Below are 15,388 nucleotides of genomic sequence, written 5' to 3' on the forward strand. Positions count from 1 at the left end.
CCGCACGATCACCTCGGCCTGCCGCACAGAGGAGTGGACCAACCAGACCCCGACCACGTAGAATGCGCGACCGGCCTTCGTTGACGGATCCGTCTCTGACACGGCAGAGACACCGGCAGGGCTCGGCTACTATTACCGTGACTATAAAGGGGTTGTCATGAGTGTGAAATGTGGAATCGTCGGGCTGCCCAATGTGGGCAAGTCTACCTTGTTCAATGCACTAACCAAATCGGGTATCGCCGCGGAGAACTATCCGTTCTGCACGATCGAGCCGAATATCGGCATCGTCGAAGTACCGGATATGCGCATGCAGGCGCTGGCCGACATCGTCACACCGCAGCGCATGCAATATGCGACAACTGAGTTTGTGGATATCGCCGGGTTGGTGGCCGGCGCCTCGAAGGGTGAAGGATTGGGCAACCAATTTCTGGCCACGATTCGGGAGACCGACGGGATCGTCAACGTTGTGCGCTGCTTCGAAGACGACAATGTCATCCACGTGTCGGGCAAGGTCGATCCGTTATCTGACATTGGCACGATCGTGACAGAGCTGGCTCTCGCTGACCTCACTACCGTAGAAAAAGCTCAGGAGAAAAATCTGAAAGCGGTTCGCGCCGGTGAAAAGGACGCCGCCAAGCTGGGCGAGCTGATGGTCCAAGTCGCCGCCTGCCTGAATGAAGGCAAACCCGCGCGCACGATGACATTGGATCCGGCGCAACGCGCCTTATTGAAGCCGCTCTGCCTGCTCACGATGAAGCCGGTGATGTACGTAGCCAATGTCTCTGATAAAGGCTTCACGAACAACCCCCTGCTGACCCGCGTGGAGGAATATGCCGCGAAAGAAGGCGCCCCGGTCGTGGCCATTTGCGCCGCGCTGGAATCAGAGATCGCCGTGCTCTCGGATGAAGACAAGAAAGAGTTTCTCGCCGACACCGGCATGACTGAGCCAGGCCTTAACCGCCTGATTCGCGCCGCCTACCAGCTGTTGGGATTGCAGACCTACTTTACGGCTGGCGTAAAAGAAGTTCGCGCCTGGACCATTCATGTCGGCGACACCGCCCCGCAGGCGGCCGGCGTCATCCACGGCGACTTTGAAAAAGGGTTTATTCGCGCAGAGGTGATCGGGTACGCCGACTACATCACTTGCAAAGGAGAAGCCGGCGCGAAAGAAAAAGGCAAGATGCGGCTGGAAGGCAAAGAGTATATCGTCCAGGACGGCGATGTCATGCACTTCCGGTTCAATGTCTAGCCCTGATCATGGATCAGCCGCCGCCCAAGTCTCATCCGCGCGACCCACTGCACGGGATCACGCTGGAAACGATCGTCACCCAACTGGTTGAGCGCCACGGGTGGGAAGAATTGGGCCGGCGGCTCCCGGTGCGCTGCTTTCTCAACAACCCCAGCATCAAATCCAGCCTCACGTTTCTTCGCAAGACCCCCTGGGCACGCGAGCGGCTTGAGCTGATGTACATCGTAGAACGGACATGACCGACTCATCAATCCAGCAAACCTCGACAGGCTCCTGACCGCCGTTACCAGAAAGTACGCCGACACCATGGCCCCCAACGCCACCATCTTCAAAGCCACACTGCATATCGCCGACATGGATCGGCACTACTATGAAGATCACGCCCTTACGTTGGCTCGCCATCCGTCCGAAACCGATGAGCGCATGATGGTAAGACTGCTGGCCTTCGCACGCCACGCACACGACGCCCTCCTGTTCGGCCGCGGCATTGGCACGGAAGACGAACCGGCGCTCTGGCAAAAAGATCTCACCGGTGCGATCGATCTTTGGATTGAAGTGGGTGAGCCCGATGAAAAGGTCATACGACAGGCCTGCGGTCGTGCAGGCCGGGTTGTCGTCTACTCCTACGGTGGAAGAGGAGCCGATCGGTGGTGGGAAAAGACCTGCACCGCCCTCTCTCGTTGCACGAATTTGACCGTGATCAACATCCCGCAGGACGAAAGCCGCGCGTTGGCCCAGCTGGCACAACGGAGCATGGATCTCCATTGCTCCATCCAGGACGGACAGATCTTGATCGGCGATGGCACCATTGCCGTGCAAATCGAGCTCGCCACCATGCATCCAACCGTAATCTGACCAGCCTGAATAAAATTCCGGTTTGGCTCAAGGTCTCACATCCCTCTCGTCCGCCTCGATCAACTTCTTCCATGTGCCTCGAAACAGAGGTACGGCCACCCGGCTCTAGGCCCCCGCTACCCAAACCGGTACACTCTCCTCCCAATCTACGGGAGGTCAATCATGAGGGCTAAGGAGACCGGTCCTTCGTCCAGTAAGCATGAACCACCAGCCAGCTCCCTCTGCACCCACAGCCGCATGGTCGAAGATGAACAGATGCCTGACGGCAATAAATCCGGCCGCCTGGTCTGCAGGGAATGTGGCGCGGTACTCACCAACACTCCGCCGATCACTTGATAGACAGTGATTCACGGACACTGACTGTTCGCTCCAGAGATTTTCTAGGCCACGCATCTCTCGCGTGATAGGCTTTCGTCTATCATGCTCGCTAGGCTCTCCCGGATCGCGCTCTTCCTTCTCCTAGGATGTGCTTTCCCCAATAACGGTATAGCTGCCACGTCCGCCTACGTTCAAACCACAGAAGGCCTTGATCTCAATCGGGTACAGTTCATAGTCTCCGCACCGCCGGAATTCACTTCACGGTTATCTCGACAGGCCAGATCCCTCATTGCTAAGGCCGGGCTCCCTCTGCACGATTCAGAAGACCAGGACAGGCCACTCATTGCCACACTCACCCTGACACTCGATCCGCAACCGTTGGGAAACGACTGCCCGGGACACATCCTCTACACCCCCTCTCTCACACTCACTGAACCAGTTCTCATCTCCAGAAACTCAGTCATCATGGACAATATCACCTGGCTCGCCCACGCAAGGGCTCAGGTACGGACGTCCGTCACGATCACCGACATCGAGCATGACCTTGAAGAATTCATGCACCAGTTCATCACAGACTACCGTGCGGCAAACGCCGCATCACGGTCCTCAATACCCAGCTCTCTCTCCACAGTGCCACATCCGGAAGCCTCACATCCTGCCATTACCCCAACGGCTCCGGAGGCCCTTCACCGCGATTCCACATTGAAAGCCCTACGCATCGATCAGCTTCAGCTCTCCGTATCAGCTGGGCGATTCAGCCGCGAGCTCACAGCCCAAGCCCTGCAACAATTCAGGAATGCCGGACTGGCCCTCTCTCGCGACCAGCCCCACAATGACCAACTCACACTTGGCGTGGAACTGACTCAGCAGTCTCTGGAAGACCACTGCCCAGGGAAAATCCTCTATGAGTCTGGCCTCTACCTTGTCGAACCCATTCAGCTCACACGCAACCCGCGAGTATCGATCTGGAGCGATACCTGGTTGCGTGAGACAACACAAGTCGTTGCCCCACGTTCACAAGAACAACTCGAGTCCGACCAAGATACCTTACTCCGACAATTCATCAATTCCTTGAAAACACACTGATCGAGGCGATGTTCCTTCGTTGCTTCCTCAGTAACGAGGATTTACAATTCCAGTCGTCATCTCCTCTATTAGTTATCGACACACCACCAGACAACCATCATGAAGTTGAAAGAATGAAGGAAAAGAGACGCATTTCCATGGATGGCGAGCCAATCCCCTGGAAGAGTCCATTTGCAGCGCTGGGAAAGATCGCTCTTCCACCGACCACGGCTAAGCAATCTCCGACTACGCATGCAGAACCCACCCCCAAGAAACACCGCGGACGGGTGGATATCATCAGGCAGACCGCTCATCGAGGGGGGAAGACCGTCACCGTGGTGACAGGTTTTGTTGGAATCAGCCAGGCTGAAAAGGAACAGCTCGCGAAGAGCATCCAGACAGCCTGTGGAGCTGGCGGTACAGTCAAAGAGGGACGGATCGAGATTCAGGGTGATCAGCGAGAGCTGATCGCACGCATATTAACAGACGCCGGATTTCGGCCGGTGCTTGCCGGAGGATAAACCGTATCCTCACCTTCCCCCAGAGGAAAACACCCCACGCGTTTAGATAGAGGCGCCCACCGTGGGTGAGACTCGATCCAGTACATGCTGAGGGAGGAATGCCCTTAGATCCTGCGGCTGTATGACGGACAGCAGCCGTTCAATCCGCTGTTCGTTGCTCCCCCCCATCGGCATATCCGCTGCCATCAATGCGTCCATCAATTCTCGCGAAGTGAGCTGATGGAGAAACTTCGGAGCCAATTGATTCAACTGCGCCTGGGGAAAACCCTTTTGCCCACCTACCTGTGCGTCCATGTTCAGCTCCCTTCGTATTGTGTATTACCCATCAATAACCGCCAACAATGAAAGAATACCGAACACCTTGAATTTGCGCATTCCCCAGTGTGGTTACCTCAAAAGGAGGGTACGGCACCCCTTGCCGGCGCTTTACGGTTCAATCCCCCTGTGCTTTCAACACCTTCTATAGGTAGACATTTCCACCGTGCTTCGGCTATCATCCCCTTCCGCATTTCCTCAGCAAATACAACCAAGTGGCGGTGTAGCTCAGTTGGTAGAGCAGCGGACTCATAAGCCGCGGGTCTCCCGTTCAATCCGGGACACCGCCACCAATTTCCCCCATTCCAACTATAAGATTCCCAATAGGTGTACACATTCTGATTACACAGCGAAATCCCTATGTCTACCATCGCTCAAATAACCCCGTTGCGCAGCCGTCGTACTAAAGAATCAGTGCTGTCTACAGTGAAGCAGAAGCAGTAGGGTTTCACAGAGCGAAGACTTGGCCTTGAGGATCACGATGTCGCTGGCGAGGAGCATGAGGTTGAAGTGATTCTGAACAGGGGGCTGGACAAAACTGAGGTCAGTTGTCCGCACTGTTCGTCAGTGGAATGTCGCCGGTCCGTCCGACGTAGCTGGCGAGACTTGTTCTTTCGAATATTTGGCATGTTTCCCTGGCACTGCCATGGGTGCAAGAAGCGCTTTTATCGGCGGAAACGTTCCCTGATCTAATGACCTCGTACTCGATCGGCTCGACACTATGGATACGACTATTCGCTAAGGCGATCTTCACGTGATGCCGTGCTGGGTGGTCACCCGAGTGTTGCCAGCAAGCCCCCTACCGACTTCTGAATCAATATCACATAGGCGTCGATATCGTAGGCAATAGTGCCCTCGCCCTCTGCCACGGCACGCACGCGATCTTCAGGCAATGCCGCTTTACTCTGGCAGATCACATAGTGAACGGTCTCTCCCGGCTGCACCGGCACACCACGACGCTGAAGCTCTTTTGCCGCAATGCTGGTGTGGGTGGCATGACGATAGTCCTCCGGCACTTGAGTCAACCTCTTTCCGATCACCACTTCGCCAATCGACGCGCGCCCCTCGCGCAGATAGCGGCAATAGTCCTCCGTTAAGGCCTCGATCTCCGGAATCCGTATCCGCAACTCCGCAATCGTCTGCCGCTGCACCATCTCTGATTGAAACCGCTTCACAATGAGCGGGGCATCGGATCGCCGCACTTCGAGTCCGCACACCTTCATCCGCCCATTGTCGAACAGTCCAACGAACTGATTGTGCACCGGCATACGCGGATTGACGCGAGACGGAAGAAAACTGATCCAGCGATACAGGCCTTCGACGACAATCGGCAATTGTGTCTGCGCCCTGATATCGGCCACCAACCGGTCGTAGGCGTCTCGCCCGGGGCCTCGCTTCTGCAACCAGAGCGAATCGACGATGGCGTGCAGAAAACGAAAGCCCTGGGACTCGGCAATCTCTTTGGCTCGCAGCAACACCTCGCGGCTATAGGCCGTGACCGCCTCATGCGATTCAATCCTCTCAACGCGCGCATTCTTGTAGCCGAGAGAGCCGAACGATACGACCAATCGCCACTTCAGCGCCGTTTGGCGCTGAAGCGATGCTCTGACGCATCGCTTCAGCGGACGCCATCTTGAGCTGCTGTTTATACTGCGTTCGTTTGGCAAGAAACGGGGCCAGCATCCGGGGAATCAATCCCTGTGAGATCCGGCAGGTGTGATGGGCGATCTCGGGACTCCAATACCGTTCAGGCAACCTCCCAGACCTAACCTGCCTCTCGATCATTCGGCTCTTCCTCAAGCCTGATAGTCCCCTGGCCCTGCACGTCACTCACACGAATAACACGATCCGCCTGGCCACGGAGTTGGTCGATGAATCGATGACGTGAAGGCATGACCGCCGGTATCGGAGGACAGAGACACACGAGCACATACCCACGCTGGGCCATCAGACGCAGATTCTGCATCATTAGACCAGCCAGCCGTGGACTTCCTGAGATGGTACGGTCTCATCGTAAAACGTTTCAAACAGCCCGGAGACAACGGCGATTCTGGACTGATACCGCATCAACGCCTCCTCCAGACAATCCGATACCAACCGCTCCATTTGATGACAGGTGAACGCGCGGGCAACGTGAACCAGAGAGAGAATCCTCCGAGGCGTTTGGCGGTGTGCTCTGGCCAATCGCCCAATCACAAAGAGGTCGAACGTGTTGGCCCCGTCAAGATACACCACCGGCTCTCCAGTCAAGGCACAATACCAACGGATAACCAGGCAACACCATCACGCTGTGAGCAGTCTGAAAAGGGATCCGGGCATGACGCAACGGCAGGAGCCATTCACTGAGGCATCGGTTCGTTTCCGACATGTCGGCGGATGATCCAGCCCATCAGGAAACAGCACTAGACTTGATGCAGTCGCCGACATTTCTCTCTCCGTTACCCGCAACAGCCCGCGCTAAACACCTGCCGCTGACGATAGGCATTCCAGCAGGTCGCACAAAGCTCCACCGTCGAATGGGTCGCGACATCGACACAGGCCATGCGCCGGTCGACAAGCGCACCACAGTCTGCACAGGACCCGCTCACAACACGATCGACATTACGCTCTTGAACGACCATGAGACACCACCTTTGTGTTAGGGCGCACGTTGCGATTACACACCGTCGACATATATTCCTGTTCAGATCTGCTCCCCACCAGATTGCGCCACAACCGGATCGGCAACGGCGCAACCTTCGTGTGTCCGAGTTCCCATTGCACCTCGCGGAGCTGCCCGTTCAGCGAATCAATCGTCCGTTCGAGAGAGACTAACCGCTCCGTCACCAATGTTCGTCCACTTGTCAGCATGGTCTCCTCCTTGGTTGAACTAAATCGCACAATGACGAATGACGCCGATCAATAGCCCTTCGATATGGAAATGATCGTTCGGCCCAACAATGATCGGCTGCATCGCCGCGTTGGCCGGATGCAGTTCGATGTGCGTCTCTTTCTTGAAGTAGGTTTTGATCGTCGCGTCCTGATTCACCAGGGCAACGACCGTCTGCCCGTTGCGGGCATGCTCCTGCTTGCGCACGATCACCAGATCACCGGGCAAAATACCGTCCTCTTTCATCGACTCCCCTTTCACACGCAGCGCAAAGGTATCGCCCCCACGCAACATGCTCGGCGGAACGTCGATCAGATCGGATTGCGGCACGGGTTCAATCGGAGATCCGGCCGCTACGATTCCCGCCATGGGAATTTCCGACCGGCGCTGAAGCTGCTCTAACGCCACCCGCACCATCCCGGGAATTCGGCGCATCCCGGCTTCATACCGCGCCACCGACACACGGGTTGTGCTCAACGCCTCAGCCAATTGCTGCTGCGTCAGCCCCAATCCTTCTCGAATCCGCTTTAGATCGCTCGACTTCATGATGTAACCAATGGTTACACAACAGAATCGCCTCTGTCAAGCAGAAGAATCCTGATATTTCTCCTAAAAATTCGAGCATCTTGCGCATAAGGCCTGTGCCAATCGCAGCACTAACTACGCACAAGGCACGCTGTCAGCTGGCCGGCGACGGCACGCCCATCCCGCAACGCAGGCAATGGTGCAAGCAGAGTTATCCGTAGAAGCTGAGGAGTTCAACCGGAAGAGTGAACGGTAAACTAGAAGAAGAGCGATGCCGTCACTGACGAGAGATGAGATGCACCGAACCGGCTTTGAATGAGGCTCGAACCGCGGCCCCGACCGTCAATCCAAGCTCCGCGAGCGCCGATCGCGTAATGACCGCGACAAGAGGAAATCCGCATTCGATCGTGACTCGGGCCAGAGCTCCGAGCGAGGCAATGGCGCCGACCGTTCCATGAAGGTGATTCCGCGCGCTGGTGAGCCTGACGCCTATTGGTTCAAGCGTCACATCTTCGGCCCTGATACACACAAACACATCAGGGCCGACATTCTCGACGGCCACCGCCGTGAGAGAAAGTTCCGCCACGCGCACCGTCGCCAGCCCTTCACGCGCATCAATCAGCGTCCCTTGCACCACCGTTTCAACGCCGACGACTCGCGCGACGTCCGCATTAGCCGGCCGACTGAATACCTCTTGCGGGGTTCCGACTTGCAGGATCATGCCCTCATGCATCACCGCCATGACATCGCCCAGCGTCAGGGCTTCGGCCCAATCGTGCGTCACAATGATTGAGGGGATCGCCAATTGCTTCAGCAACCCTCTGAGTTCTCCACGAAGCTGCAACCGGGTCGGCGCGTCCAACGCGGACAGCGGTTCATCCAGCAAGAGCAACTGCGGCCGAGGCGCCACCGCTCGAGCCAGTGCCACCCGCTGCTGCTGCCCTCCGGACAATTCGCGCGGCTTCGCATCTTCAAGCCCGGTTAAACGAAACAGCTCCGCCATCTCCTTCACCCGTTGCATCCGATCGGCGGGCGAAAGACCACTCAAGCCATAGGCGATATTGCCGGCCACTGAATAGTTAGGGAACAGCGCATAGTCCTGCGCCATGTACCCGATATGCCGGTCTTGCGGCGGCACAGCGATTCCTGCCGCACGATCCAGCCAAATCCTTGAGGCAAACTGAATCGTCCCTTCCTCCGGCCACTCCAGCCCTGCCAGCGCACGCAGAACCGTCGTCTTGCCCGAACCGGACGGACCGAACAGGATCAACACCGTCGAGGCCTCAACCGGATAACGAAAGTTGGCGCGAATGGGCTTTCTTCCGGGAAAAGTCTTCGTCACCTCGACGACTATTTCTGCGGCCATACCGCCCAGACCTTTCGATTCATGGCATACACCAGCAAGAGGACCAGATAGGAGATCACGAGGAGAAACGCGGCGGTCTTCGCCGCTCCGGCGTAATTGAGTGCTTGCACCTCATCATAGATATCGATCGAGACCGTGCGCGTGACTCCGTCGATATTGCCGCCCACCATCAACACCACGCCAAACTCTCCCAACGTATGGGCGAAACTCAAGACCGCGCCGGTAATGAGTCCTGCCGTCGACAGCGGCAGAATGAGCTTGAAGAACGTCCTCACCTTCGACAGACCCAAAGTCCACGAGGCTTCGATTACCTTCCGGTCCACCTGCTCGAACGCAGTGGCAAACGGCTGAACGGCAAACGGGAGGCTGTACAAGATCGACGCGAGGAGGAGGCCTTCAAATGTGAACGGCAGCGGATGGCCGACAAGATCCGTATAGAATCGGCCGATCGGGCTATGCGGCCCGATCGCCACGAGAATATAAAACCCCAGCACGGTCGGCGGCAACACCAACGGCAAGGCGACAATCGATTCGACGACAAACTTCCATCGCCAGGTGGAATAGGCCAGCCAATAGGCGATCGGCAACCCGATCACCAACAACGCGCCCGCAGTGAGGCTGGCCAATTTGAAGGTGACCCAGATGGCGATCCAGTTCATCTCCAGGCGCGTCCTATTTGCATATGAACTGCATCCCCCAGCGCCGGCCGGTCGCCTCGCCCTCCTGCCCTTCCACGCTGGACATGCTGCCGTACCCCTGCACTTCCCCTTCTTTCAGCACGACATAGCCAGAGGGACACTTCTTCTCCATCACCTTCAACGCGTCTTTCCGATGGGGAGACCCCATTGGTCCGCCGCGCTCTTCCTTAAACAGATAGCTGATCACGCCGCTCGTCGGCGTTTCCTTGACCAGCGTGACGGCATCGGAGCAGCCGGCCATCACACCCAACAGTGCGCCAACCAACACCGCGTTGAGCGCCTTATTCCGGCAACATAAATCCATACCGCCTCATGATGTCCTGGCCCTGCGAGCCTTGTAAGAATTCCAGAAACCGCCGCGCCGCTTCCGGATTCTTGGATTGTTTCAAAATCACCGCGCCCTGCTCTAGCGGAGGATACGCCTCAATCGGAACGTCCCAGTATACGCCTTTCCCACTCATGGCCGGCGCCACGGCCAGCGACAAGGCAATCACCCCAATCTCGCAGGCCCCGGATTCGATGAACTGCGCGGCTTGTGAAATATTCTCCCCCAAGATGAGCTTGTCTTTGACTGATTCATAGACCTTAAAGGACTCCATCGCCGCCACCGCCGCACGACCATACGGGGCATGCTTGGGATTCGCAATTGCAATCTTTCGGATACTGGGATCCCGCAGAATATCAAATCCCTTGGACACATCAAGGCGCGACGCGGTGCCTGCCCACAACACGATCCGTCCCACCGCATAACGATAGAGCGACCCCGGCACAGTGAGTCCGGCTTCTTCCAGCTTTCTGGGATACCCGATATCGGCGGAGAAATAGAGATCGAACGGCGCGCCGTTCTGAATCTGCGCATAAAAGTTTCCTGACGACCCCAACGACAGTTTGACATGGGTGTCCGTGGACTTTTCATACTCGGCGATGAGTTCCTTGAACGCGAAATTCAAGTCCGATGCTGCCGCAATCGTAATGTCCTCTGCACCGGCCCGGGTCACACCCGAGAGAACCAGCGCACAGATGATGGCAATGATTCGAAGCATAGCGCGACTCCTCAAAAGAATATTTGATAGTTCACACGCACCGCGTTTTCAATCAACATCCCCGCACGCGCATCAAGCGGCACGGCTCCGGACGGACAACCCGCTGGACACGCCCCAGTAGCCGGCAATGGCGCGCTCCGGCCGATCGCAAAACCACCCTGCCCCATCGCAATGTTACTGTAGGTCAGCATGATTTGGTGATCGTAGGTTCCACCGAGGAACCAGTTCAACGACACATCGACTTCCTTGATGAGATCTCCGCCCGACCTGGTATCCGGATCCCACCAGGCGTAGCGGGCGGCCACTTCAACCTTCCTCGGAATCAGATAGTAGCCGGATTGAACATACCAGCCAGTGGTGTTGCCGAACTGTCCCGGCGCATAGGCGGTGCACGGCCCTCCTACTCCCGTCGTCACCATACAAGGCAATCCTTTATTGTGCCTCGTCACATTCCTAAACCAATACTCGGCCTGCAGCGAGAATCCGCGGTACTTGAAGGCGTAATCCAGCGTCCAGGTAGAAAAGTCGACGACCCCCTGCCCTAACATCCGTCCGTTACCGAGCGCGGCGAGTTGGCGCCGGACGCTGAGATTGGCCAGATCGATCCCGATAAATCCGTTATTGGTGCTGGTGTCGATCGATGGATTGTAGGCATAGGCGCCCCCGATGACCATCTGCGGCGTTTCGGAATAGGCCATATCCCCTTCACCATATCCGGCCCGCCCCATAAGGTTGGCCTGGAGCCGGGCGACATACATAAGCTGGTTCACATTGCTCCGCAAGTTGCCATTCAAATTCCGTTGATTCACGGAGCATCCGGCAGGAGAAGGAAAGGGATTGCCGCCGGTCTGACCGCCGGGGCACCCCAATGTCGGCTCCTCGCTGGAGAATTGCGCGAACCGGTTCACCAACGGGCCCGCGCCGTTGAAGACGCCCAGATAGTAGGTGACCGGATACACTTCTTCGTCGTTCATGATCGTGATACCGACATCGCGCCGGTTGAGTCCGTTCGCCGTAAATGCATCCATCGCCAACGCGCGATTCGCAAACTGCATCGAGGCGGTCGAATTGATCTGCGACCGGCTGAAATACACCTTGTATTGCCCGACCTGCACATTCAGCCAGGGAATGTGCGTACTGGTGACATTCATATCGAAGACGGACAACGCACCGGGCGCCTGAGCATTTTCCGCCGTCTCTCCGGCCAACTGAATGTAGTATTTGAAATCCGGATTGAAGAGATGCCCCATGAAATAAATTCTGGCGGTCCTCAAATTGAACGTGGAAGCCTCTTCACCGGACCGGGCCGCGCGATAGTCGCCGAACACCCCCAACAACTCAGGAAAATTCTTCGAATCGCCCGACTCGCGATAGGCGTCGTTGCGATAGCGCTGGGTAAATCGAGTCGCGAACCGGCCACGAATTTTGAGGAAGAAGTCGTTATCGTTCATCGAGAAATTAAACCCGCGGTCGTACCAGGCCTTAAAGCTGGGCTGCAGCAGGTACGTGCGATCCTGCGACTCCTTGACCACGTGATCGTACTCGTCCTGCGTAATCGTGCCCTGCTTGACCGCGCGCTGGAGCAGCAGCTTGGTGGCCGGATCCATACTTTCGACAAACACATAGCGTCCGTCTTTTTCGACAAGCTTTCCGGTATCCGCAGCCCAAACCGGACTCATCCACAGCCCCAGTAGAATCAGAACCCCGACAACGAACCCTCGAGCGCGATGCGACATAGCGGAAATCTCCTCAAGCAACGCGAATGGACAATAGAAACTGAACACCGGCGACAGCAAGGCAGCGGATGATTACGGCCCCGGAGACGATCTGACTTTCGGCGCGTTCAAGAACGCGCGGTAGTCCAGCGCCGACAGACCATTCGGATCGGTAACCCAAAAGCGACCGGGTTCAAAATACAGCAGGTATTCGACTGGCGGCGGCGGCGGCGTGGGATAGTTATAGTCGTAGAGATCCGCTTTTCTCGTTGGGATCTGCACATGCACATATTCAAGCGTCACATACAGGTAGCGTTCCCGGACCGCCGCCCATCCGCCGACCACATCGCGGCGGGCGCTGGGATTGAAACCCGGCGCCCGGAGTTCGAAATGCACGCGTTCTCCCGGTCCGGCGGTTCGCAATCCCTCAGAAAGCCTTCCAACCAATGCGTCCAGTTCATCCTGACGAAAGACCGGCTTGGGAGGATTCTCTTCGGCGAACCAGCGTAGCGGCATGCGCTGCTTGGGCCGAAAGGAGAACCCCTGCAAAATATCCGTCAACTCCGCGGGCGTCAGTTTTACCGGATGCGAATAGGCCGAAGCGTCAACGTCTCGTTGAAGTACAACGACCACGCGCGCGTCTTCATGCACGACGTTGGTAGTGTACGGCAGGCGCGCACAGGAAGCGGACAGGCCCAGGACCGTCACGCAAAGGATCATCCGCCAGAACATGAAAATACGGCATCGATGACGCATACGTTCTCTCCGAGAATAGAAATAGAATAAGAAGCCGCCTTCGCCTTTGTCCGTCCGCTCAGGGGATAGAAACGCGCACCATGGATTCGGGTGGTTTCCCCGGTCCATACCCCAACCGTTTCAACACCGACTGCCCATCCGGACTCGTGACAAACCGTAAAAACTCTTCGCAGAGCGGACGATCAGGGCAATACCGCTCCATCGCAATGGAATGCGGAATCGGCCGATACAGACCAGTCGGAGCTGCGACCACGACGCGCACGCGTTGTTGAGCCCGCACGGCGTCCTGACCGAACATGATGCCGACATCGGCCTGACCGCTCAGTAGATGATCCAAAATCCCCGCCTGATCATTCGCCAGATCGATACGGGCTCTCTCCGCACCATCAATCCCCAACGCGGACAACAGCCGACTGGTTTCCACGCCCAACCGAGTCTTCTGATCGGCAATCGCAATCCGCACATCCGGCATCGTGGCCAATGCCTCAAATGACTCAGGGGCCTCACTCAACGATTCCGGCACCACCAGCACCAGCCGTTCCGTCGCATAGAGTGCTTTCGCCTCCGGCAACAGATAATATTTCTGCTCCATGCGCGTAATGACCTCATCACCACCAGGCACCACAAGATGAATCGGCCCCGAGCCAATGAAGGATCTGCCTCGATTCTCCATTGCGGCCACGGTCCGCCGAAGATCGAGTGACGTATCAACCGAGAGCTGCACGCGAACATCCGGATGACTCGCCTCGAACACTCGGCCGAGTTGCACGATGGCCTCCTCCATGGTCGGCGAGGTCACGATGACCAGCACCCGAGCAGCCCCCGCCTCTCGCACCGAACTGCGCACCGGCGTACAACCCACGGTAATCGAAAGCGTGCCGACCAACACACAGACACCCACCATCGCAGTACTCATCCATCGAATTCTCATGAGATTTCCGCCCTCATCATTACAAAGCCTGGAGCTTGCCCGTGTCCGTCGTGTCATACCCGCCGATGGCGGCGATCTCGGACCGGAAGGGGCGGCTGGCCAACGTGTCAAAGAGATGATGTAAAGACGGGTGACTGGAGAGATAGACTTTGGGCACGACTAAATCGTACCGCGCCGACTGTAGCGGAATGAATTCAAGATCGTAGGATTGCGCGGCGGACCTGATGCCCATGCCAGCATCCGCCTGTCCTTCAGAAACCAGACGGGCAACATGAAGATGGGATGTCGCGGTGCGAGCATACCCCTTCACCTGCGAACCGGCGAAACCGGCCGCACCCAATCGCTGATCGAGCAGCAGGCGCGCCCCGGCACCCTCTTCCCGATTGATCACCGTCACATCCTCGCGCACAAGATCGGCAACCGATCGAATCTGCTTGGGATTGCCCGGACGTACGACTAATCCTTCTTCCCACGTCGCAAACGTAATCACCTCATAGGCACTCGCCTTCAAGTAACGACGGAGAAACGGCAAATTGCTTTCACCGGTCGAATCGTCGGTCAGGTGAATACCGGCCACGTGCACCTCGCCGCGCTGTAAGGCCTGCAACGCGGCGGTGCTTCCCATCGTCCAACCCACCACACTGGTCTGATCCTTCCGGCGTCGAAGATGTTCACCCGCCAGGAAGATCGCCGGATCACACCCCGCGACCGCAATTTCCTGCTCAATCGAATTCCGATCACGCGAGAGCCGCACCTGCACGAACGACGCATCCGATCGCCCGCGACGACTTGCCTCCCGCGATTCAAGAAACCCATCGGCCGCGACGGTATAACTCAACACTTCACCGAGACCGGTGACAGGTCTCGCAAAATACTGCCCATTCACCTTCACGACCTTCACCCGAGGCAATGGACCGGCGGACAGTGCCGGCCTGACCCCATCGATCAATCTCGCTTCAATCACTTCGCCTGCGGACTGCAGAGAGAACAGATCCTCAACCGACGTATTCAACACCTGCGCAAGTTGGAGCGCCACAACCGTGGTAGGGAGATACCGATTGGCTTCGATTGATGAAATGGCCTGGCGAGTCACATCTGCCCGCGCCGCCAACTCACCCTGCGAGAGCCCTCTGGCAGTACGGACTTCCTTGAGTCGATTCAA

19 protein-coding genes and 1 tRNA gene are annotated in these 15,388 nt (G+C 57.2%); 6 read left to right on the top strand and 14 right to left on the bottom strand.

All coding sequences use genetic code 11. From position 1 onward, the window contains the following. The first annotated feature begins 157 nt into the window (after positions 1-157). The 5 genes from ychF (at position 158) to NITLEN_RS05510 (ending at position 4,008) form a co-directional block, all read left to right on the top strand. On the top strand, positions 158-1,249 hold the full coding sequence (ychF, locus tag NITLEN_RS05490; RefSeq protein WP_121988598.1) for a redox-regulated ATPase YchF: 1,092 nt from the start codon (positions 158-160) through the stop codon (positions 1,247-1,249). Positions 1,250-1,257: 8 nt separating this feature from the next. Further along, on the top strand, positions 1,258-1,488 hold the full coding sequence (locus NITLEN_RS05495) for a VF530 family protein (RefSeq protein ID WP_121988599.1): 231 nt from the start codon (positions 1,258-1,260) through the stop codon (positions 1,486-1,488). Positions 1,489-1,555: 67 nt separating this feature from the next. Next, entirely contained in the window at positions 1,556-2,104 is a 549-nt protein-coding gene (locus tag NITLEN_RS05500) for a YaeQ family protein (RefSeq protein WP_121988600.1), read from the top strand. A 783-nt stretch (positions 2,105-2,887) separates the two neighbouring features. Next, entirely contained in the window at positions 2,888-3,508 is a 621-nt protein-coding gene (locus tag NITLEN_RS17845; RefSeq protein ID WP_146216108.1) for a hypothetical protein, read from the top strand. Between the two features lie 137 nt (positions 3,509-3,645). Beyond that, positions 3,646-4,008 carry a translation initiation factor gene (locus NITLEN_RS05510; protein WP_245924389.1) on the top strand — a complete coding sequence of 121 codons (363 nt, stop codon included), beginning with the start codon at positions 3,646-3,648 and terminating at the stop codon, positions 4,006-4,008. A gap of 42 nt (positions 4,009-4,050) precedes the next feature. Here NITLEN_RS05510 and NITLEN_RS05515 read toward each other — a convergent pair whose 3' ends face one another. Next, positions 4,051-4,302, bottom strand: coding sequence for a hypothetical protein (locus NITLEN_RS05515; protein ID WP_121988603.1), 252 nt, complete (start codon positions 4,300-4,302; stop codon positions 4,051-4,053). Between the two features lie 238 nt (positions 4,303-4,540). Between NITLEN_RS05515 and NITLEN_RS05520 the strand changes: the two genes are divergently transcribed. Next, a tRNA-Met gene (locus NITLEN_RS05520) sits at positions 4,541-4,616 on the top strand. A 480-nt stretch (positions 4,617-5,096) separates the two neighbouring features. Here the strand turns inward: NITLEN_RS05520 and NITLEN_RS05525 are convergent. The 13 genes from NITLEN_RS05525 to NITLEN_RS05590 form a co-directional block, all read right to left on the bottom strand. Then, positions 5,097-5,891 carry a DNA polymerase domain-containing protein gene (locus NITLEN_RS05525; RefSeq protein WP_146216109.1) on the bottom strand — a complete coding sequence of 265 codons (795 nt, stop codon included), beginning with the start codon at positions 5,889-5,891 and terminating at the stop codon, positions 5,097-5,099. 400 nt (positions 5,892-6,291) lie between these two features. After that, the gene (locus NITLEN_RS05540) at positions 6,292-6,558 is read right to left on the bottom strand and encodes a hypothetical protein (protein ID WP_121988607.1); all 267 of its coding nucleotides are present in this window, start codon (positions 6,556-6,558) and stop codon (positions 6,292-6,294) included. Positions 6,559-6,761: 203 nt separating this feature from the next. Then, entirely contained in the window at positions 6,762-6,944 is a 183-nt protein-coding gene (locus NITLEN_RS17850; protein ID WP_146216110.1) for a hypothetical protein, read from the bottom strand. Beyond that, positions 6,925-7,173, bottom strand: a complete 249-nt coding sequence (locus NITLEN_RS05545) for a hypothetical protein (RefSeq protein WP_121988608.1) — start codon at positions 7,171-7,173, stop codon at positions 6,925-6,927. Before NITLEN_RS05545 ends, NITLEN_RS17850 begins: the two co-directional genes overlap by 20 nt. Before the next feature lie 19 nt (positions 7,174-7,192). After that, entirely contained in the window at positions 7,193-7,738 is a 546-nt protein-coding gene (gene lexA / locus NITLEN_RS05550) for a transcriptional repressor LexA (protein ID WP_181416653.1), read from the bottom strand. A gap of 256 nt (positions 7,739-7,994) precedes the next feature. Then, complete coding sequence (locus tag NITLEN_RS05555) at positions 7,995-9,083, bottom strand: ABC transporter ATP-binding protein (RefSeq protein WP_121988610.1); 1,089 nt, start codon at positions 9,081-9,083, stop codon at positions 7,995-7,997. Beyond that, a complete protein-coding gene (gene modB / locus NITLEN_RS05560) occupies positions 9,068-9,742 on the bottom strand; it encodes a molybdate ABC transporter permease subunit (RefSeq protein WP_121988611.1) in 675 nt (224 codons plus the stop codon). Before modB ends, NITLEN_RS05555 begins: the two co-directional genes overlap by 16 nt. A gap of 13 nt (positions 9,743-9,755) precedes the next feature. Continuing rightward, complete coding sequence (locus NITLEN_RS05565; protein WP_121988612.1) at positions 9,756-10,085, bottom strand: hypothetical protein; 330 nt, start codon at positions 10,083-10,085, stop codon at positions 9,756-9,758. Beyond that, complete coding sequence (gene modA, locus NITLEN_RS05570) at positions 10,063-10,824, bottom strand: molybdate ABC transporter substrate-binding protein (RefSeq protein ID WP_121988613.1); 762 nt, start codon at positions 10,822-10,824, stop codon at positions 10,063-10,065. The genes NITLEN_RS05565 and modA overlap by 23 nt, the downstream gene beginning before the upstream one ends. An 11-nt stretch (positions 10,825-10,835) precedes the next feature. Beyond that, entirely contained in the window at positions 10,836-12,560 is a 1,725-nt protein-coding gene (locus tag NITLEN_RS05575; protein ID WP_121988614.1) for a porin, read from the bottom strand. 72 nt (positions 12,561-12,632) lie between these two features. Further along, positions 12,633-13,295, bottom strand: a complete 663-nt coding sequence (locus NITLEN_RS05580; protein WP_121988615.1) for a hypothetical protein — start codon at positions 13,293-13,295, stop codon at positions 12,633-12,635. 58 nt (positions 13,296-13,353) lie between these two features. Beyond that, the gene (locus tag NITLEN_RS05585) at positions 13,354-14,211 is read right to left on the bottom strand and encodes a molybdate ABC transporter substrate-binding protein (protein WP_181416654.1); all 858 of its coding nucleotides are present in this window, start codon (positions 14,209-14,211) and stop codon (positions 13,354-13,356) included. A 34-nt stretch (positions 14,212-14,245) separates the two neighbouring features. Next, positions 14,246-15,388, bottom strand: a complete 1,143-nt coding sequence (locus NITLEN_RS05590; RefSeq protein ID WP_181416655.1) for a substrate-binding domain-containing protein — start codon at positions 15,386-15,388, stop codon at positions 14,246-14,248.

Origin of the sequence: Nitrospira lenta, assembly GCF_900403705.1 — a bacterium.
Taxonomy (GTDB): domain Bacteria; phylum Nitrospirota; class Nitrospiria; order Nitrospirales; family Nitrospiraceae; genus Nitrospira_D; species Nitrospira_D lenta.

Bases quoted from the DNA above. Each gene is read 5' to 3' on its own strand.
- ychF (WP_121988598.1), top strand. From the start codon at position 158: ATGAGTGTGAAATGTGGAATCGTCGGGCTGCCCAATGTGGGCAAGTCT.
- NITLEN_RS05495 (WP_121988599.1), top strand. From the start codon at position 1,258: ATGGATCAGCCGCCGCCCAAGTCTCATCCGCGCGACCCACTGCACGGG.
- NITLEN_RS05500 (WP_121988600.1), top strand. From the start codon at position 1,556: ATGGCCCCCAACGCCACCATCTTCAAAGCCACACTGCATATCGCCGAC.
- NITLEN_RS17845 (WP_146216108.1), top strand. From the start codon at position 2,888: ATGGACAATATCACCTGGCTCGCCCACGCAAGGGCTCAGGTACGGACG.
- NITLEN_RS05510 (WP_245924389.1), top strand. From the start codon at position 3,646: ATGGATGGCGAGCCAATCCCCTGGAAGAGTCCATTTGCAGCGCTGGGA.
- NITLEN_RS05515 (WP_121988603.1), bottom strand. From the start codon at position 4,302: ATGGACGCACAGGTAGGTGGGCAAAAGGGTTTTCCCCAGGCGCAGTTG.
- NITLEN_RS17850 (WP_146216110.1), bottom strand. From the start codon at position 6,944: ATGGTCGTTCAAGAGCGTAATGTCGATCGTGTTGTGAGCGGGTCCTGT.
- NITLEN_RS05545 (WP_121988608.1), bottom strand. From the start codon at position 7,173: ATGCTGACAAGTGGACGAACATTGGTGACGGAGCGGTTAGTCTCTCTC.
- lexA (WP_181416653.1), bottom strand. From the start codon at position 7,738: ATGAAGTCGAGCGATCTAAAGCGGATTCGAGAAGGATTGGGGCTGACG.
- NITLEN_RS05555 (WP_121988610.1), bottom strand. From the start codon at position 9,083: ATGGCCGCAGAAATAGTCGTCGAGGTGACGAAGACTTTTCCCGGAAGA.
- modB (WP_121988611.1), bottom strand. From the start codon at position 9,742: ATGAACTGGATCGCCATCTGGGTCACCTTCAAATTGGCCAGCCTCACT.
- NITLEN_RS05565 (WP_121988612.1), bottom strand. From the start codon at position 10,085: ATGGATTTATGTTGCCGGAATAAGGCGCTCAACGCGGTGTTGGTTGGC.
- modA (WP_121988613.1), bottom strand. From the start codon at position 10,824: ATGCTTCGAATCATTGCCATCATCTGTGCGCTGGTTCTCTCGGGTGTG.
- NITLEN_RS05575 (WP_121988614.1), bottom strand. From the start codon at position 12,560: ATGTCGCATCGCGCTCGAGGGTTCGTTGTCGGGGTTCTGATTCTACTG.
- NITLEN_RS05580 (WP_121988615.1), bottom strand. From the start codon at position 13,295: ATGCGTCATCGATGCCGTATTTTCATGTTCTGGCGGATGATCCTTTGC.
- NITLEN_RS05585 (WP_181416654.1), bottom strand. From the start codon at position 14,211: ATGAGTACTGCGATGGTGGGTGTCTGTGTGTTGGTCGGCACGCTTTCG.